Origin of the sequence: Pseudomonas plecoglossicida NBRC 103162 = DSM 15088 (assembly GCF_000730665.1) — a bacterium.
Taxonomy (GTDB): Bacteria; Pseudomonadota; Gammaproteobacteria; order Pseudomonadales; family Pseudomonadaceae; genus Aquipseudomonas; species Aquipseudomonas plecoglossicida.
Window position 1 is genome coordinate 45,721 of the sequence record NZ_BBIV01000005.1, and the last position, 18,434, is coordinate 64,154.

Genomic DNA, 18,434 nt, shown 5'->3' on the forward strand with positions numbered 1-18,434 from the left:
CTACCCCTCAAGCGCGCACATAGCGCTGGCGCAACACATCACTGAAGGCATCGACCAGCAACACCAGCACCAGCATCGCCAGGATCACCGTGCTCGCCTGCGCCTCCTGGAACAGGCTCAACGTGGCATACAGCATCTGCCCCAAGCCACCTGCACCGACAAAGCCCAGCACACTGGCCATGCGAATGTTGTTTTCCCAGCGGTAGAGGCTGTAGGCCAGCAGCTGCGGCCACAGGTTGGGCAGAGTGCCAAAGCAGAACGCGGCCACCTGCCCGCCACCTTGCAGGCGAATCGCCGCAGCAGGCTCGGCCGGTGCATTCTCCAGCGCTTCGGCAAACAGCCGCCCCAGCACGCCCGCCGTGTGCAACGCCAGCGCCAGGGTACCGGCATTGGGGCCCAACCCTGCCGCCAGCACGGTCAATGCCGCCCAGACCAGCTCCGGGATGGCACGCAAGGCATTGAGCAGCAACCGTGCAGCCGCTTGCAGCGGCCAACCGAAACGCCCCGCCGCCGGCAAGGCCAGGAGCATGCCCAGGACCATCGCCAGCAGCGTACCCAACCCCGACATGGCCAGCGTTTCCATGGCGCCACGCCCAACCGCGCGCAGATGCTCTGTGGATAAGTCCGGATGCAGGAAGCGCCGCGCATACGCCCCCATCTGCCCCAACCCACCATCGCCCACCAGCGCCTGCAGCTCCAGGTCCAGATAGCCGAACGACGCCATCACCGCCGCGACGATGGCGCTGATGACCAGCAGGTTGACCAACCGGTTCATGCCAGCCTCCCGCGCAGAAAGCGGCTGAGCAGGTCAGCGAGCAGCACCAGGCCGAAGAAGGCCAGCAGCATGCTCGCCACTTCACCGCCGGCGAACATGCGCATGGACAGGTCGATCTGCTGACCCAGCCCTCCCGCTCCGACGAAGCCCATCACCACCGACGCCCGCACCGCGCACTCCCAGCGATAGACGGTGTACGACACCAACTCCGCCACAGCACTCGGCAAGATACCGTAGCAGAATGCCGCCAGCCGGCCACTGCCAGCCTGCAGCAGGGCATGGGCCGGCCGCTGGTCGACCGACTCGAAGATTTCCGCATAGACCTTGCCCAGCATGCCGCTGTAAGTGATGGCGATGGCCAGCACCCCAGCGGTCGGCCCCAGCCCTACGGCGCGCACGAACAACAGCGCCCAGACGATTTCCGGCACGCTGCGCAGGAAGATCAGCAGCCCCCGCACCGGCATCCGCACCAGGCGCGACCAACCGCCGGCGCGACCGCTCCGGGACGCCGCACGCAACGACAGGGCGCGACTGGCCAGCAGGCTGGCCGGGATCGCCAGCAGCAACGCCAAGGCCATCCCGGCAGTGGCAACGGCCAGGGTCTGCAAGGTCGACGTGTAGAGCAATTCGAGAAACTCGGCGTCATGCGCCGGGGGCCAGAACGCACCGGTGAAACTGGCGATCTGCTGACGGTTTTCAGCCTGCAGCAGCACGCCGGGGTTCAGTTCGCTGATCTGCAGCCCAGGCCACAGCAAGGCCAGGGCAAGCAGTGTGAACAACAAACGCGGCAGCAGCGCCGGGTCGCGGACGTCGGCCTTCAGCATCGGGGGATCTGCACCGTAAGAGGCGGCCCCTGGACAACCGGCGAGGCCAGCTGCTCGTTGGCGTACAGCGCGTCGAGCAGCTGTTCGCTCACCGCGGCGGCCGCGCAATCGAATGCCACCTGGCCCTCACGAATGCCGATGACCCGCGGGAAGTGCGCTAACGCCAGCTCGACCGCGTGCAGGCTGGCCACCAGGGTGACGCCATTGGCCTGCGCATGGCGGTTGAGCAACGCCAGGCTGTGCTCGGCCAGCACCGGGTCCATCGCCGATACCGGTTCATCGGCCAGCAGCACTTCGGGACGTTGATAGAGCGCGCGGGCGATACCGACCCGCTGCAGCTGGCCGCCGGACAACTTCCCGCACTGGTCGAAGAGTTTCTCGGCCAGGCCAAGCTCTGCCAGTACCTGGCGTGCACCCGGCACATCCGTGGGATAAACCAGGTTAAGCAGGCCACGCAGGGTGCTCCACTGCCCCAGCCGGCCGGCCAGCACCGCAGTCACCACCCGCTGGCGCGGCGGCAAGGGCGGTGCCTGATGCACCAGGCCTACCCTGGCCCGCAAGCGCTGACGGGCACTGGCAGACAGTGCCCAGGGCTGCTGGTCGAACAACTCCAGCCGCCCGCTGCTGGGCTGCACGGCCGTGGCCATCAGGTGCAGCAAGCTGGATTTGCCGGCGCCGGACGGGCCGATGATCGCCACCCGCTCACCCTTGTCGATGCGCAGGCTCACTGCGTCGAGCGCGCGTACCTGGCCGTGGCTCAGGCTGACGCCCTGTACATGAATAGTCACTTGAGCAGGCCGGCCTCGCGTGCGGCTTGCTCGGTGCCCACGTAGTTCTCGGGCTTGGTCTCGATGAAGCGGCTGGCGGCCTGCAGATCGAGGATCGCCTTGTGCTCAGGGTTGGCCGGGTCGAGGGTAAGGAAAGCTTGCTTGATCTTCTCTTTCAGCTCCGGGTCCATGTTGCCGCGCACGGTCCAGTTGTAGTCGTAGTAGGTCGGCGTGGTAGCGAACACCTTGACCTTGCTGGTATCGACCTTGCCGGCATCGACCAGCTTCTGCCAGACGCTGGCATTGAGCACGCCGCCATCGACCTTGCCGGCCTGCACCCAGGCCACGGTGGCGTCATGGGCGCCGGAGTAGGCCACGCGGCTGAAGTAGTTCTCGGGCTTGATGTTGTCTTCCTTGAGCATGAAGTAGCGCGGCATCAGGCTGCCCGAAGTGGACGAGATCGAACCGAAGGCGAACGATTTGCCCTTGAGGTCGGCCAGGCTCTTCACATCCGGGTTGGCGGTGATGAACTTGGAGGTGAACTGGGCATCCTGCTCACGCTGCACCAGCGGCGTGGCGGTCGGGTCTTTCAGGTGCACCTGGACGAAGGTGAAGCCGCCCAGCCAGGCCATGTCCAGACGATCGCTGGCCAGCGACTCGACCACCGCCGGGTAATCGGCCACCGGTACGAACTTGACCTCCATGCCCAGTTGCTTGGACAGGTACTCGCCCAACGGCTTGAACTTGCGCTGCAGCTCGGTTGGCGCCTCATCGGGAATTGCACTTACCCGCAAGGTATCAGCGGCCTGGGCGACAACAGCACAGCAACACAGCACGAGGCCGGCGGCGAGCGCCAATGGGCGTTTGAGCATGGGAGTTCTCCGGGTCAATAGCGGGGAAAATTGCGGCAACCTGCCGACCGTGGGAAGTATAAGAGCCACAGCCGCAAAGGCCAGCTTTGCTACAATCGCGCAACAATTTGATCCCTGAGGTGCGTATGAGCGAGCCGATTCGCCTGACCCAGTACAGCCACGGTGCCGGCTGTGGATGCAAGATTTCCCCCAAGGTGCTGGATGTGATTCTTGCCGAGAGCGGCGCCCAGGCCCTGGACCCGAAACTCTGGGTCGGCAATGCCTCGCGCGACGACGCTGCCGTCTACGCCCTGGATGACGAGCGTGGCGTGGTGTCCACCACCGATTTCTTCATGCCCATCGTCGACGACCCGTATGACTTCGGCCGCATCGCCGCGACCAACGCCATCAGCGACATCTACGCCATGGGCGGCGACCCGCTGATGGCCATCGCCATCCTCGGCTGGCCGGTCAACGTGCTGCCCCCAGAGGTGGCCCGCGAGGTCATCCGTGGCGGCCGCGCAGTCTGCGCCGAGGCCGGTATTCCCCTGGCCGGCGGACACTCCATCGATGCCCCCGAGCCGATCTTCGGCCTGGCCGTGACCGGCGTGGTCAGCAAACGTCACCTCAAGCGCAACGACACCGCTACCGTCGGCTGCCGCCTGTATCTGACCAAGCCGCTGGGCATCGGCATCCTTACCACCGCCGAGAAGAAGGCCAAGCTGCGCGAACAGGACCAAGGCCTGGCACGTGACTGGATGTGCACCCTCAATACCCCAGGCAGCCGCTTCGGCAAGCTCGACGGCGTCAAGGCGATGACCGACGTGACCGGCTTCGGCCTGCTCGGCCACCTGGTCGAACTGGCCGAGGGCAGCGGCCTGACCGCGCACCTGGACTACGCCGCCGTGCCGCGCCTGCCGAGCGTCGAACATTACCTGGCCGAAGGCTGCGTCCCGGGTGGCACGTTGCGCAACTTCGACAGCTACGGGCACAAGCTCGGCGCGCTCGACGACGAGCGGAAGCACCTGCTCTGCGACCCGCAGACCAGCGGCGGCCTGCTGGTAGCGGTCAGCCCTGAAGGCGAGGCCGAATTCCTCGCCGTGGCCGCCGAACTGGGCCTGCAACTGGCGCCGATCGGCAAGCTGGTCGAGCGACAGAGCCACGCGGTCGAGGTGAAATGATGCGCCCCGACTGCACCGATTTGCGCCAGCTGTTCCTCGATGACGCGCCGATGATGGACATGCGTGCGCCCATCGAGTTTGTCAAAGGGGCCTTCCCCAACACGGTCAACCTGCCGCTGATGACTGATCAGGAGCGGCAAAAGGTCGGCACCTGCTACAAACAGCAAGGCCAGGCCGCCGCCATCACCCTCGGCCATCAACTGGTCAGCGGCGCCATCAAGCGCGAGCGCCTGCATGCCTGGGCCAGTTTCGCCAAGGCGCACCCCAACGGTTACTTGTACTGCTTCCGTGGCGGCCTGCGTTCGCTGATCGTCCAGCAATGGCTGCGCGATGAAGCCGGGATCGACTACCCTCGGATCAAGGGCGGCTACAAGGCCCTGCGCACCTTCCTGCTGGACACTACCCAGCAAGCTGTCGAGCAGTGCGATTTCGTGCTGGTGGGCGGCCTGACCGGCACCGGCAAGACCGATGTGCTGCAGCAACTGAACAACGTGCTCGACCTCGAAGGCCATGCCAACCACCGCGGCTCCAGCTTCGGCAAGCGCGCCACCGCGCAGCCGGCGCAGATCGATTTCGAGAACAAGCTGGCGATCGATGTGCTGAAGAAGCGCGCCCGAGGCATCCAGCAGTTCGTGCTGGAGGACGAGGGTCGCATCGTCGGCAGCTGCTCGGTGCCGCTGGCGTTGTACCAGGGCATGCAGCAGTACCCGATGGTGTGGCTTGAGGACAGCTTCGAAAACCGCGTGGAACGTATCCTGCGCGATTATGTGATCAATCTGTGCGCGGAGTTCGTCACGCTGCATGGCGAGGAGGATGGCCGCCGGCTGTTCGCCGAGCGCATGTTGCAGAGCATGAGCAATATCCACAAACGCTTGGGGGGCGAACGCTTCCAGCGGTTGCACGAAATCCTGCGCCAGGCGCTGGAGGAGCAGGTACGCAATGGTGCGGTGGACCTGCACCGGGGCTGGATCGAGGGGTTGCTGCAGGAATACTACGACCCGATGTATGCCTACCAGCGCGAGGCCAAGGCTGGGCGAATCGAGTTTGCCGGGGATGCGGTGGAGGTGCGTGAGTACCTCAAGGCCCGGGCCAAACGTGAGCCACGGGTGAGAAGCTAGGGGCGCTTCGCGCCCCATCGCCGGCAAGCCGGCTCCCACGAGGGCAGTGATGATCCTGTGGGAGCCGGCTTGCCGGCGATGGGGCCTGCACAGAACGCATCACTGCCCAGGGCTGAGCACCCGCTCCAGCTCCGCCGCCCTGTCGCGGGTCATGTCCAGCACACACATGCCGCCCTCGAGCTGCGCCATGCTCCCGCCACTGGCCTGGACATGGAATGCGCAGTTGGCATCGCGATAGCCGATCCATTGCCGCTGCACCTCACGCAGGCGCTTCTGCTGCCCCGCATCGAGCCTGCCCAGCAATTGCTTGTAGACGCGGTTCAGGCGCTCATCCTGCAGCCTGGTCTCGGCCTGGATGCACCCGCTCATGGCCACCGTGCTGGACGCCTTGTCCATGCACTGCGCATAAGACTGCGAGTTGTCGCCCGCCATCGCCAGCGGCATGCAGCTGGCCAGCGCCAATCCCATCAGATACTGCTGCTTCATTGCGGTCCTCCATCAAAGTGCGCGGGAATGCTCCGGCGGCATCAACACCTGGCCCGGCTCGAAGCGCAACGACGGCATTTGCGTCGCGACATACAGGGCCAGGGCCAGTCCCGTGATCAGCGCCACATCGAGCCAATGCCAGCCCGGCATGTCGGTGCTGCTGCGCGCCTTCCGGCAATACCAGGCCTGCCCTGCACAAAACACGGCAATGGACGACAACCAGAGGTAGAAACCTGCCCCAAAGCCTGTGCGCACATGGAACGCGTAGCTGATGTTGTCCGGCAGCCGCTCGATGCCGAAGCTGCTGACCGCCAGGTACAGTGCGCCCAAACCGGCCACCAAGGCCAAACGGCGGCAGCGTCGATGGGCAAGGATGGCCAGGGCCAACAGCGGGTTGGCAAACCACTGGAACAGCCCGAACGGCACGCCCCAGGGCCCGTACAACAGCATCTGCAGGGCCGGCATGTGGGTGCCGGCGCTCATCACCGCGCCGTCGAAGCACAGGGCAAGCAGGTACAGGGCAAGGCTGAAGGTCAGGTAGAAAGCCGTCATGCCACAGGGGGCTCGAGCAGCAAGCCGTAGATACCGGAGTCGGACAACTCGCCCGCCACGCACCAGCGCGCGCGCAAGGTGCCTTCGAGGACGAAGCCCTGGCGCTCGAGGGTACGTGCCGAGCCCTGATTGCGGGGGTCGATCTCGCCTTCCAGGCGGCGCATGTGCAGGGTGTGGGCGAGGTAGTCGATGAAACAGGTCAGCGCCTCATCCATGTAGCCCCTGCCCTGCACCGCACTGGCCAGGCAATAGCCGATCTCGCCACGGCGCGAGACATCATCGATGTTGAACAGCTGGACCATGCCGATCAGTTCACCATTGTCGCGACGGTACATGCCCAGCTTGAGCTGCTCGCCATTGGCATAGGCCTCGCGGTCGGCGGCCAGGGCGCTCTGGGCCTCGGCCAGGTCGTGCCAGGGTGCATGGTGCCAATAGCGCATGACCTCGGGGTCGGCCATGATCGCCAGCCACTGCGCGGCATCGGCATGACGCATCGGGCGCAGTTGCAGGCGTGGGCTGTCGAGGCTGAGGTCGCTGGGGAAACTGCGGGGTGGGGTCACGCCGGATCTCCTGTCCATTGCTGGGAAGAGGACAGTCTACCGTCATGTGCCCGGTCAGAGCAGCCCAATCGCCGGCAAGCCGGCTCCCACAGGTACAGCGCAAGCTCACCTGTGGGAGCCGGCTTGCCGGCGATAAGGCCCAGACTATCGACGCACGATCAGGCCACCTCGGCCCCGTCATCCGGCCAATGCGGCTCGTTGGCGCCAGGTGGCGTCAGCGGTGGCAGCCCATAGGCAGCACGCGCATCGTCGCAGCTCGGGTTGTGCACCCCACCCTCCCACGACGCCTCGAACTCGCGGCACGGGCTGGAACGGTTGGCGTAGATGGTGCACGCCACCTCTTTGCCGATCTCGCCCTGCAAGCTCACGCACCGGCAAGGTTTGGCATCGGTGCCGATCATCGCCACGCGGGTGGGGTTGATCTGCACCACCAGGTCGTCCGGCACGAGGCCACCGGCAGACTGGCATTCGCCCCAGAAGAAGGACACACGGAAGTACCCGCAGCAAGCGCCGCAGTCAAGGCAAGGGTTGTATTCGGACATGATGGCACGGAGGGAAGGTTGTTGTTATCGGGGCTGGGCCTGCGCGCCATTTGTAATCGAAGCCAGGTCGGCTGAGAAGAGGGGTAATGCAAAAATAGTTTGCCGTCGATCCGACAACATCGGGGGCCGCTTAACGGCCCCTGATCCGGCCTTACTTGCGGGCCAGGCCGTCCGCCCGGAACATCTGGCGGATACCGCGGATCGCCTGGCGAATACGGTCCTGATTCTCGATCAGGGCGAAGCGCACGTGGTCGTCGCCATAGTCACCGAAGCCGATGCCCGGCGACACGCAGACCTTGGCTTCAGCCAGCAGCTTCTTGGCAAACTCCAGCGAACCGAGGTGCGCGCACTGCTGCGGAATCTTCGCCCAGACGTACATCGACGCCTTGGGGTTCTCGACCATCCAGCCCAGCTCGTGCAGGCCCTTGACCAGCAGGTTGCGGCGCTGGCGGTACTGCTCGGCAATGTCGCGCACGCATTGCTGGTCACCTTCGAGCGCCGCAATGGCGGCCACTTGCAGAGGCGTGAAGGTGCCGTAGTCGTGATAGCTCTTGATCCGCGCCAGCGCACTGACCAGCTCGCGGTTGCCGACCATGAAGCCGATCCGCCAGCCCGCCATGTTGTAGCTCTTGGACAGGGTGAAGAATTCCACGGCGATGTCCTTGGCCCCCGGCACCTGCATGATCGATGGCGCTTTCCAGCCGTCATAGACGATATCGGCGTAGGCCAGGTCATGTACCACCAGTACATCGTACTGTTTGGCCAGGGCCACCACGCGCTCGAAGAAGTCCAGCTCCACGCACTGGGCGGTAGGGTTGGACGGGAAGCCGAGGATCATCATCTTCGGTTTCGGGATCGACTCGCGGATCGCGCGCTCCAGCTCGTTGAAGAAATCGACGCCGGGCACCAGCGGTACCGAACGCACCTGGGCGCCAGCGATCACTGCGCCGTAGATGTGGATCGGGTAGCTCGGGTTGGGCACCAGCACGGTGTCGCCGTGGTCGAGGGTGCCGAGCATCAGGTGTGCCAGGCCCTCTTTGGAGCCGATGGTGACGATGGCTTCGCTTTCCGGGTCGATATCGACCTCGTAGCGTTCCTTGTACCAGTTGGAGATGGCCCGGCGCAGGCGCGGAATGCCGCGGGAGGTGGAGTAGCCATGGGTGTCTTCGCGCTGGGCGACCTGCACCAGCTTCTCGACGATGTGTGGCGGCGTGGCCCCGTCGGGGTTGCCCATGCTCAGGTCGATGATGTCCTCGCCGCGGCGGCGGGCCGCCATCTTGAGCTCGGCGGTAATGTTGAAGACGTAAGGGGGAAGACGATCGATGCGCGCGAAGCGGCGCGGCGAACCTGGGTTGGCCATGGTTTCCTCTGAGTACGTAAGCGCCCGGAACCGTCCGAGCGACGCTGGCCGTTGCGACGGCCGAATCAGAAGATAATGCCGAAACAGTTTGCCTGTAAATGACAATTTCCTGTTTTGTTAGAACTTTTCAGATGAATTTTTTGAAAATTCGAATTTCATGTTTTCAGGTCTGGCGCTATCGCCGGCTTGTCGTGGCGACGAACCGCGGCGATAGGGCCGGAACAGGCATAAAAAAACCCCGGCACCAAGGCCGGGGTTTTTCTGTAACAGGCGACTGTATCAGCGCGCGTACGTCATCAGCACGTCCGCAGCAGTCTGGCTGTCCACCGACATCATCACGCTCAGGGCAGTGACGGTGAGGATGGAGAAGCCGAACACCTTGCGCGCCCACTTGCTGTCGTCCTCGGCCTTGTAGCCACCCCAGGCCATGTACAGCCAGTACAGGCCCATGGCCGCAGCCACGGCCAGGTAGCCGAGGCCGGCGTAACCGCCAAGGGTGAGCATCAGGGTGGCGAGCACGAAGGCCAGCACGTACAGCACGATCTGCTTCTTCGCCGCGAGGATGCCGCGCGCCACCGGCAGGACCGGAATGTTGGCAGCGCTGTAATCCTTGAAACGGAAGATCGCGATGGCGAAGCTGTGCGGCATCTGCCACAGGCTGAACATCACCAGCAGGGTCACCGCAGCCAGGTCGAAGCTGTTGCTCACGGCGCAGTAGCCGATCACCGGAGGCATGGCACCGGACAGGCTGCCGACCAAGGTGCCGTGCACCGATTTGCGCTTCAGCCAGAGGCTGTAGAAACCGACGTAGACGATGAAGCCTACAGCTGCGCAGAACGCCGACAGCGGGTTGGCCTGGACATACAGCAGGCTGAAGCCGGCCACCCCGAGCAGGGTGGCGTAGACCAGCGCGAGGGGCAGCGACATGCCACCCTGGACCATGACGCGGTTCTTGGTGCGTTCCATCTTGATGTCGATGTCACGGTCGATGCAGTTGTTGAACACGCAACCGGACGCAACCACCAGGGACGTACCTACCACCACCGCCAGGAACAGGGCGAAGTCCACATGGCCCTTCGCGGCAAGGAAGAAACCGCCTGCCACGGAAAGCACGTTACCGAAAATGATCCCCGGTTTGGTGATTTGGATAAAGTGCTTAACGGACATGCAGTCTTACCTCACTTGGCCAGCATTTCGAAGTGGATGCTGAACATGATCCACAGCGACAGGCCGACCAGCAGTGCAATTACCAGGACGGTGAACAGGAACGTCGACACGTTGGAACGCTGCTCTTTCGAGCGGTCCATGTGCAGGAAGTACACGAGGTGCACTACCACCTGGATGACGGCCATGGCCACCACGACCAGGACGGTCAGGTTCTTCGGCAGGCTCGGGAACATCACCAGGCCGAACGGGATCGCCGTCAGGATGATCGACAGTACGAAGCCGACCATGTAGGACTTGACGCTGCCGTGGTTACCTTCGTGATGAGTGTCGTGTGCGTTAGCCATTACAGAACCCCCAGCAGGTAGACGACGGTGAATACGCAGATCCAGACCACGTCCAGGAAGTGCCAGAACAGGCTCAGGCAGCTCATGCGGGTCTTGGCGGTCGGCGTGATGCCGTGCTTGTTGATCTGGAACATCATGATCGCCATCCAGATCAGGCCGGCGGTCACGTGCAGGCCGTGGGTGCCTACCAGGGCGAAGAAGCCCGACAGGAAGCCACTGCGCTGAGGGCCGAAGCCCTCACCGATCAGGTGATGGAATTCATAGATTTCCATCGCGATGAAGCCAGCACCGAACAGGAAGGTCACAGCCAACCAGCCCAGTACGCCTGCTTTCTTGCCAGCGAACATCTTCAGCATGGCGAAGCCGAAGGTGATCGAGGACAGCAGCAGGAACGCGGTTTCAACCAGCACGAAGTCGAGCTGGAAGATGTCGTGACCCGACGGGCCGCCGGCAAAACTGCCGGACAGCACCGCGTAGGTGGCGAAGAGCGACGCAAACAGGATGCAGTCGGTCATCAGGTACAGCCAGAAACCGAGTACGGTCATCTGGCCCGAGTCGTGGTGGTGGTCGTCATGCCCATGGTCGTGACCATGAGCAGCACCGTGCATTACTTGACTGGACATTGATTACACCCGCTCAAACGATTCGACACGTGCGCCGGCAGGCAGAGCACCTGCTTTGGCCAGCGCTTTCATGCGCTCGCCTTCGATGCGCGCCACTTCTTCGGCCGGAACCATGTAGCCCTGGTCGTCACGCGCAGCGTGGCGAACGAAGACAGCGATGGTTGCAACCAAGCTTGCACCAACCAGCCACCAGATGTGCCAGATGAAGGCAAAGCCGAAGACGGTCAGGAACAGGCCCATGAACAAACCGGTAGAGGTGTTGCTCGGCATGTGGATGGCGTCGAACTTCTTCGCTGGCTTGTAGGCGTTGCCGGTTTCCTTGGTTTCGTGCCAGGCGTCCAGGCCAACCTGCTCAGGCATGTGAGCGAAGTTGTAGAACGGAGGTGGCGACGAAGTCGACCATTCCAGGGTACGACCGCCCCATGGGTCGCCGGTCACGTCCAGGTTCTGGTTGCGGTCGCGGACCGAAACGTAGAGCTGGATCAGCTGGCAAGCGATACCGAACAGGATCAGCACGGCGCCGACGACGGCAACGTACAGGTAGGGTTCCCACAGTGGGTTGTCGGAGTGGTTCAGACGACGGGTCATGCCCATGAAGCCCAGGGCGTACAGCGGCATGAACGCAACGTAGAAGCCCGAGATCCAGAACCAGAAGGCAGCTTTGCCCCACTTCTCGTTCAGGGTGAAGCCGAAGGCTTTCGGGAACCAGTAGGCGAAGCCGGCGATGTAGCCGAATACCGCACCACCGATGATCACGTTGTGGAAGTGAGCGATCACGAACAGGCTGTTATGCAGGACGAAGTCAGCACCTGGAACAGCCAGCAGAACGCCAGTCATGCCACCGATGGAGAAGGTGATCATGAAGCCCAGGGTCCAGAGCATTGGCGCGGTGAAGCGCACGCGGCCCTGATACATGGTGAACAGCCAGTTGAACAGCTTCACACCGGTCGGAATGGAGATCAGCATCGTCGCCAGGCCGAAGAAGGTGTTGACGCTGGCGCCGGCACCCATGGTGAAGAAGTGGTGCAGCCATACGGCGAAGCCCAGAACGGCGATGGCGCCCGATGCGTAGATCATCGAGTGGTGGCCGAACAGACGCTTGCCGGAGAAGGTGGAAGTGACTTCCGAGAACACGCCGAAGGCCGGCAGGATCAGGATGTAGACCTCAGGGTGACCCCACGCCCAGAACAGGTTGACGTACATCATCGGGTTCCCACCAAGCTCGTTGGTGAAGATGTGGAAGTCCAGATAACGGTCAACAGTCAGCAGTGCGAGTGCAGCGGTCAGGATCGGGAACGAAGCGACGATCAGCACGTTGGCCCAGGTGCAGGTCCAGGTGAAGATCGGCATGTCCATCAGTTTCATGCCAGGTGCGCGCATCTTCATCACGGTGACGAGGAAGTTCACGCCGGTAAGCGTCGTACCCAATCCGGATAGCTGTAGCGCCCAGATGTAATAGTCGACACCCACCCCAGGGCTGTACTGGATACCCGCGAGCGGCGGATAGGCAACCCAACCGGTCTTGGCGAATTCGCCGACGCCCAGGGAGATGTTGACCAGCAGCACGCCTGCCAGCAGCAGGTAGAAGCTCAGGGAGTTCAGGAACGGGAAGGCAACGTCACGTGCACCGATCTGCAGAGGAACCGCGAGGTTCATCAGGCCGGTGAAGAACGGCATCGCCATGAAGATGATCATGATCACACCGTGAGCGGTGAAGATCTGGTCATAGTGTTCAGGCGGCAGGTAGCCTTCGGAGCCGCCGGTAGCAGCAGCCAGCTGTGTACGCATCATGATGGCGTCGGCAAAGCCGCGCAGCAGCATGACCATCGCGACGATGATGTACATCACCCCGATTTTCTTGTGGTCGACCGTGGTCAGCCACTCGGTCCACAAGTAGGTCCACTTGCGGAAATAGGTGATCAGACCGACGACAGCGATACCGCCGAGCGCGATCATGGCAAGCGTCACCATGACTATCGGCTCGTGATAGGGTATCGCCTCCAGGCTTAGTTTACCGAACATCTCTTACTCCTCTGCACCGGCAGCTGGTTGCATACTCGATTCCACACCCTTGGTTGTGGCCAGATCTTTGCTGCCTGCTTCTTCGTGGCTCGGACGACCGCGGTTCATGCCTTCGTACTTGTCGACGATCAGCTGGAACTGGTCAGGCGAGGCCTCGCTATACAGCGCGACTGGGTTGTATTCGCTAGGTTTGGCCAGAGCGTCGTACTCTGCCTTGTCCAGCTTCTTCGGCGACTGCTTGACCTCGGCGACCCACTTGTCGAAGTCTTCCTGGGAAGTTGCAGTAGCCTTGAATTTCATGCCGGTGAAGCCAGCGCCGCTGTAGTTGGCGCTGATACCGTCGAACTCGCCGTTCTCGTTGGCGATCAGGTGCAGCTTGGTGGTCATGCCGGCCATGGCGTAGATCTGGCCGCCCAGGCCCGGGATGAAGAACGAGTTCATCACGGCGTCGGAGGTGACGCGGAAGTTGACCGGGGTGTTAGCCGGGAAGACGATCTTGTTGACCGTGGCGATGCCCTGCTCCGGGTAGATGAACAGCCATTTCCAGTCCAGCGCGACCACGTCGATCTGCACCGGCTTCACATCGGAATCCAGTGGACGGTACGGGTCCAGCTTGTGGGTGGATTTGTAGGTGACGTAACCCAGAGCGATGATGATGATGATCGGGATGATCCACACCGCGGCCTCGATCTTGGTCGAGTGCGACCAGTCGGGGGTGTAGGTGGCAGCCTTGTTGGAAGCACGGTACTTCCAGGCGAACGCCACGGTCATGATGATGACCGGAATCACCACCAGCAGCATCAGGCCGGTAGCGATGAGGATGAGGTTCTTTTGCTCAATGCCGACCTGACCTTTCGGGTCGAGCAGGGTCCAGTTGCACCCACTGAGTAAAAGCATGCCTAAAAAGGGCAATATGCCAAACAGTCTGGGGTAACGCTTTTTACTCATCTCACGACCTCTAGATCAGCTTGCTTCAATGCAATTTGTGTTTTGGTGGCCAACACTTCGTCCTGCCAAGTGAGGCAATTCACGCCCGTACTCGCTCCTGCCGTAGATCCGACTGCAGGATCTGGCGTCAAGCGAGATAGCGGTGCTTATGGTTTCGTAGGCAACAGGCCTGTACTTCAGACCAAGTCCATTTGGTGCGGGAAAACGCGGAGGGGGGTCCGCCCGGTATCGCCGCTGGGCGAAACTTGACGAAGTCAGCAAAAGGGAGCGCTGAGGCTTCCTTCAATCCTGCGACTTGCAAGCAGTGCCGAACGGAAATTGGGGGCGATTGTAGTGAGGTCGCCAACCCTTGACTATGACTTATTGAGCAACAGTCTTTTACGGAATCCGCAACAATGCAGGCCGGAAATTCAACTTCGCGACAGTTTGTCGCACCCCGCTTGATAGCCCTCAAGCCCGCGCTGCGCAAGGCTTGGTGATTGATCTGGATCAAGCGGGAGTGGAATTTTCCCTCTTCTCTGTGGGTGCAAAAGACCTCACTGAAATCGGGACTAATGTCTAACGCTGGCGCCGGTTGCGGTAGATGCAGAGCGGTACCAGGATGGCCGTCAGGACGAATGCCAGCAGCGCCCATTGCGCCAGCGACAAACCAAGGATCGGCGGGTATGGCGTGCTGCAGAAACCATCCACCTGGAACGCCAGGGGCCACAGCTTGGCCAGCGGCAGGTCGTCGACGATCGGCTGGAGGGTATCGATGCCGCAGCTGACCATGGGGTTGGCGAGTATATACACATGGTTGCCGGCCGCAATGATTCCGCCAATGGCGCTGAGCACGACCAGGCACTCGAAGAAGGTCAGGCTGCGCCGGCCAGGCATCGCCGCGGCAATGAATGCGAAGATCGCGATGAACAGCAGGGCATAGCGCTGCAGGATGCACAGTGGGCATGGCGCTTCGCCCAACACGACCTGCATGTACAGCGCGCCGCCGATCATGGACAGGCAGATCAGCCCCAGCAGCACCAGATAGCGCCGTTCACGATTCAGGCGCGATGTCAGTTCGTTCATTGCCGATTCCTTCGATGGATAGAGGGCAGCGTGATGTGCCTGCCAGGCGCAAGTCTACACGCAGGCAGGGCCTTGTTGCGTGTCGAGCAAGCGAGCTATCCGGAGTGGGCTTCAGACCGGCTGCGGCGACGTCGGTTCAACGTCTGCCGGCTAAAAGCGACTTCCCGGGGGCCGCGCAGGAGCAAGCCCCTCGACACCCGGGAGTGAAGGATACAGTGATTAAAGGAGGATTAAAGTGAAGGGTGGCCGTTGCGTTTTATATTTCCTTATATAGAGGAAGCCAGTACCGGCCCTGTCGCCGGCAAGCCGGCGATAGGGCCAGCCCAGTCAGCACATCACTCCAGGGCAGCCGCCGGCCCGAAGAACTCATAACGGCTTTGCGCCTCAGGCACACCCAGCCCCTTCAGTTGCCGCTTGATCACCGCCATGAACCCTTTGGGCCCAAGGAAGTAGGCATCCACATCCCGCTCACGCGGCAACCACTCGGCCAGCAGCGCCTCATTCAGCAAGCCCACGGCATCGGCCCCCTGCGAACCTTCCTGCTCGGCATAGCAATAGAAGCGCTTGAGCTGCGGATGGCGCTCGGCCAAGCCATCAATCCAGTCACGGAACGCATGCACCGAGCCATTGCGCGCACAGTGGATGAAATGCACCGCACGCTCGGTCTTCAGCGCAGCCTCGAGCATGGGCAGGGTCGGGGTGATGCCCACGCCGCCACTGATCAGCACCAGCGGCTTGTCGCTGGCGGCCAGGGTGAAATCACCGGCCGGCGGGAACAGCTGCAGGGTTTGGCCGACCGCCAGTTGCTCATGCAGGAAATTGGAGACCTTGCCGCCCTCCTCCCGCTTGACGCTGATGCGATACTGCTCGCCATCGCACAAGGCCGACAGCGAATAGTTGCGGCGCTGCTCGGCACCGTCGATGAACAGCTGCAAGCCGATGTACTGGCCAGGCTCGGCCTTGAGCACCGGCTTGCCATCGACCGGGGCGAAATAGAAGGAAACGATCTCGCTGCTTTCCTGCTCACGGCGTACCAGGCGGAACTCACGGGTACCGCGCCAGCCACCGGCAGCCTCTTCCTTCTGTTTATAGAGGCCTTCCTCGGCACCGATCAGGATATCGGCCAACTGGCCATAGGCAGCGGCCCAGGCAGCGATGACTTCCGGGGTGGCGATTTCCTTGCCAAGCACTTCCTCGATGGCGCGCAGCAGGCAGCTACCGACGATCGGGTAGTGCTCCGGGAGGATCTGCAAGGCCACATGCTTGTTGATGATCTGGCCGACCAGGCCGCCCAACTGCTCCAGTTGGTCGATGTGCCGGGCATACATCAGCACACCGTTGGCCAAGGCGCGCGGTTGGTCGCCGCTGGCCTGGTGGGCCTGGTTGAACAGGGGACGAACCTCCGGGTACTCGCTGAGCATCATCTTGTAGAAATGGGTGGTCAGCGCTTCGCCGCCGGTTTCCAGCAGGGGCACGGTAGCTTTGATGATTGCACGTTGTTCGGCATTGAGCATTGCAACGACTCCTGAGCCTGAGGCTTGAATGGTTTGCTTCAGGTGCTTCAGCAATCGTGCCAACTTTTTCGGCCCGTAAAATCAGGGGTTTGACGGGGATCATGTCAAAACGACCAACGCCGGCGTATAGTCATATCGACCAACAGGAGTCTTTATGACCGCAAAGCCCTTGCTCACCGCCCTGCTCCCCCTGGTCAGCGACCTGTCCTGCGACCTGCCCGATCAGGAGCGCTACCGGCGTCTGCTCCAGGCCATGCGCGGCCTGCTGCCTTGCGACGCTGCCGCGCTGCTGCGCCTGGACGGCGAATGGCTGGTGCCCCTGGCCGTCGATGGCCTGTCTGCCGACACCCTGGGCCGGCGCTTCAAGGTCAGCGAGCACCCCCGCTTCCAGATTCTCCTCAGCCGCGCCGAACCGACCCGTTTCGCCAGCGACTCCGACCTGCCCGACCCTTACGACGGCCTGGTCAACGCCCACGACGCTGCCCTTGAAGTGCATGACTGCATGGGTTGCCCGTTGATGGTCGATGAACGCCCCTGGGGCCTGGTGACCCTCGACGCCCTCACCCCCGGCCAGTTCCAGAGCCTGGAGCTGGACGCCCTGCAAGCCTTCGCCAGCCTGGCGGCCGCCACCGTGACCGTGGCCGAGCGCATCGAACACCTGGCCCTGCGCGCCGAGGACGAACACTACCGCGCCGAGATCTATCGCCAGGCCAGCGGCCAGGACCGGGAGCTGATCGGCCAGAGCAAGGCACACAAACAACTGGTGGAAGAAATCCGCCTGGTCGGCGGCAGCGACCTGACCGTGCTGATCACCGGCGAAACCGGCGTGGGCAAGGAACTGGTCGCCCAAGCCCTGCATCAGGCCAGCAGCCGCGCCGACAAGCCGCTGATCAGCCTCAACTGCGCCGCCTTGCCCGACACCCTGGTGGAGAGCGAATTGTTCGGCCATGTGCGCGGCGCCTTCACCGGCGCCCACGGCGAACGCCGGGGCAAGTTCGAGCTGGCCAACGGCGGCACGCTGTTTCTCGATGAAGTCGGAGAACTGCCGCTGACCGTGCAGGCCAAGCTGCTGCGGGTGCTGCAGAGCGGGCAGCTGCAGCGCCTGGGCTCGGACCGCGAGCACCGGGTCGACGTGCGCCTGATCGCCGCCACCAACCGCGACCTGGCCGCCGAAGTGCGCAACGGCAACTACCGCGCCGACTTCTACCACCGCTTGAGCGTCTACCCGCTGCAGGTGCCGCCGCTTCGCGAACGTGGGCGCGATGTGCTGCTATTGGCCGGTTACTTCCTCGAACAGAACCGATCGCGCCTGGGCCTCAACAGCCTGCGCCTGAGCAGCGAAGCTCAGGCCGCACTGCTGGCCTACGACTGGCCCGGCAATGTGCGCGAACTGGAACACCTGATCGGCCGTTCGGCGCTCAAAGCCATGGGCCAGCATCCACAGCGGCCACGCATCCTCACCCTGGAGGCCAGCGACCTTGACGTACGCGCCGTCTCCGCCACGCCTGCGCAACCCGCCCCAGCCCCGGCCCCGGCAACTTCACTGCCTGACGGCCGCCTGCGCGAAGCGCTCGACAGCTACCAGCGCCAGCTCATCGACGCCTGCCTGCAACGCCATCAGGACAATTGGGCTGCAGCCGCCCGCGAGCTGGGCCTGGACCGCGCCAACCTCAGCCGCCTGGCCAGGCGCTTAGGCCTGCGCTAGACGTGTTTCTACCAAAGGATTAACCCAGAA

At 63.0% G+C, this 18,434-nt stretch carries 19 protein-coding genes; 3 read left to right on the forward strand and 16 right to left on the reverse strand.

The window, feature by feature from the left end:
- Positions 1–7: 7 nt before the first annotated feature.
- The 4 genes from phnE to PPL01S_RS03215 are packed head-to-tail and all read right to left on the reverse strand — an operon-like array spanning position 8 to position 3,238.
- Complete coding sequence (gene phnE / locus PPL01S_RS03200; RefSeq protein WP_016393970.1) at positions 8–775, reverse strand: phosphonate ABC transporter, permease protein PhnE; 768 nt, start codon at positions 773–775, stop codon at positions 8–10.
- Positions 772–1,599, reverse strand: a complete 828-nt coding sequence (locus PPL01S_RS03205; protein ID WP_016393969.1) for a PhnE/PtxC family ABC transporter permease — start codon at positions 1,597–1,599, stop codon at positions 772–774. Before PPL01S_RS03205 ends, phnE begins: the two co-directional genes overlap by 4 nt.
- Positions 1,593–2,387 carry a phosphonate ABC transporter ATP-binding protein gene (locus PPL01S_RS03210; protein WP_016393968.1) on the reverse strand — a complete coding sequence of 265 codons (795 nt, stop codon included), beginning with the start codon at positions 2,385–2,387 and terminating at the stop codon, positions 1,593–1,595. Before PPL01S_RS03210 ends, PPL01S_RS03205 begins: the two co-directional genes overlap by 7 nt.
- The gene (locus PPL01S_RS03215; RefSeq protein ID WP_016393967.1) at positions 2,384–3,238 is read right to left on the reverse strand and encodes a putative selenate ABC transporter substrate-binding protein; all 855 of its coding nucleotides are present in this window, start codon (positions 3,236–3,238) and stop codon (positions 2,384–2,386) included. The genes PPL01S_RS03210 and PPL01S_RS03215 overlap by 4 nt, the downstream gene beginning before the upstream one ends.
- A 125-nt stretch (positions 3,239–3,363) precedes the next feature.
- Here PPL01S_RS03215 and selD point away from each other — a divergent pair, with 125 nt between their 5' ends.
- Together selD and mnmH are read left to right on the forward strand one after the other, a co-directional pair.
- Positions 3,364–4,398: a selenide, water dikinase SelD gene (selD, locus tag PPL01S_RS03220; protein WP_016393966.1), complete on the forward strand. Its 1,035-nt coding sequence runs from the start codon at positions 3,364–3,366 to the stop codon at positions 4,396–4,398.
- Positions 4,398–5,516 (forward strand): tRNA 2-selenouridine(34) synthase MnmH, encoded by a 1,119-nt coding sequence (gene mnmH / locus PPL01S_RS03225; RefSeq protein ID WP_028625321.1) that lies wholly within the window; start codon positions 4,398–4,400, stop codon positions 5,514–5,516. Before selD ends, mnmH begins: the two co-directional genes overlap by 1 nt.
- Positions 5,517–5,615: 99 nt before the next feature.
- Here mnmH and PPL01S_RS03230 read toward each other — a convergent pair whose 3' ends face one another.
- The 12 genes from PPL01S_RS03230 to hmpA all read right to left on the reverse strand — a co-directional run bounded on the left by PPL01S_RS03230 (position 5,616) and on the right by hmpA (position 16,699).
- Positions 5,616–6,002, reverse strand: coding sequence for a lysozyme inhibitor LprI family protein (locus tag PPL01S_RS03230; RefSeq protein ID WP_016393964.1), 387 nt, complete (start codon positions 6,000–6,002; stop codon positions 5,616–5,618).
- A gap of 12 nt (positions 6,003–6,014) precedes the next feature.
- Positions 6,015–6,554: a hypothetical protein gene (locus PPL01S_RS03235; RefSeq protein ID WP_028625320.1), complete on the reverse strand. Its 540-nt coding sequence runs from the start codon at positions 6,552–6,554 to the stop codon at positions 6,015–6,017.
- Positions 6,551–7,114, reverse strand: coding sequence for a GNAT family N-acetyltransferase (locus PPL01S_RS03240; RefSeq protein ID WP_016393962.1), 564 nt, complete (start codon positions 7,112–7,114; stop codon positions 6,551–6,553). Before PPL01S_RS03240 ends, PPL01S_RS03235 begins: the two co-directional genes overlap by 4 nt.
- 158 nt (positions 7,115–7,272) lie before the next feature.
- Positions 7,273–7,656 (reverse strand): YkgJ family cysteine cluster protein, encoded by a 384-nt coding sequence (locus tag PPL01S_RS03245; protein WP_016393961.1) that lies wholly within the window; start codon positions 7,654–7,656, stop codon positions 7,273–7,275.
- A 151-nt stretch (positions 7,657–7,807) separates the two neighbouring features.
- A complete protein-coding gene (alaC, locus tag PPL01S_RS03250; protein ID WP_028625319.1) occupies positions 7,808–9,016 on the reverse strand; it encodes an alanine transaminase in 1,209 nt (402 codons plus the stop codon).
- A 279-nt stretch (positions 9,017–9,295) separates the two neighbouring features.
- Entirely contained in the window at positions 9,296–10,183 is an 888-nt protein-coding gene (gene cyoE / locus PPL01S_RS03255) for a heme o synthase (protein ID WP_016393959.1), read from the reverse strand.
- Between the two features lie 11 nt (positions 10,184–10,194).
- A complete protein-coding gene (cyoD, locus tag PPL01S_RS03260; protein WP_016393958.1) occupies positions 10,195–10,527 on the reverse strand; it encodes a cytochrome o ubiquinol oxidase subunit IV in 333 nt (110 codons plus the stop codon).
- Positions 10,527–11,150 carry a cytochrome o ubiquinol oxidase subunit III gene (gene cyoC / locus PPL01S_RS03265; protein ID WP_028625318.1) on the reverse strand — a complete coding sequence of 208 codons (624 nt, stop codon included), beginning with the start codon at positions 11,148–11,150 and terminating at the stop codon, positions 10,527–10,529. The genes cyoD and cyoC overlap by 1 nt, the downstream gene beginning before the upstream one ends.
- A gap of 3 nt (positions 11,151–11,153) precedes the next feature.
- Entirely contained in the window at positions 11,154–13,172 is a 2,019-nt protein-coding gene (gene cyoB / locus PPL01S_RS03270; RefSeq protein WP_016393956.1) for a cytochrome o ubiquinol oxidase subunit I, read from the reverse strand.
- Between the two features lie 3 nt (positions 13,173–13,175).
- On the reverse strand, positions 13,176–14,120 hold the full coding sequence (gene cyoA, locus PPL01S_RS03275) for a ubiquinol oxidase subunit II (RefSeq protein WP_016393955.1): 945 nt from the start codon (positions 14,118–14,120) through the stop codon (positions 13,176–13,178).
- Between the two features lie 558 nt (positions 14,121–14,678).
- Complete coding sequence (locus PPL01S_RS03280) at positions 14,679–15,185, reverse strand: disulfide bond formation protein B (RefSeq protein WP_016393954.1); 507 nt, start codon at positions 15,183–15,185, stop codon at positions 14,679–14,681.
- Between the two features lie 335 nt (positions 15,186–15,520).
- Positions 15,521–16,699 carry an NO-inducible flavohemoprotein gene (gene hmpA, locus PPL01S_RS03285; protein ID WP_016393953.1) on the reverse strand — a complete coding sequence of 393 codons (1,179 nt, stop codon included), beginning with the start codon at positions 16,697–16,699 and terminating at the stop codon, positions 15,521–15,523.
- 154 nt (positions 16,700–16,853) lie between these two features.
- Between hmpA and norR the strand changes: the two genes are divergently transcribed.
- Positions 16,854–18,404, forward strand: coding sequence for a nitric oxide reductase transcriptional regulator NorR (gene norR, locus PPL01S_RS03290; protein WP_028625317.1), 1,551 nt, complete (start codon positions 16,854–16,856; stop codon positions 18,402–18,404).
- Positions 18,405–18,434 lie beyond the last annotated feature (30 nt).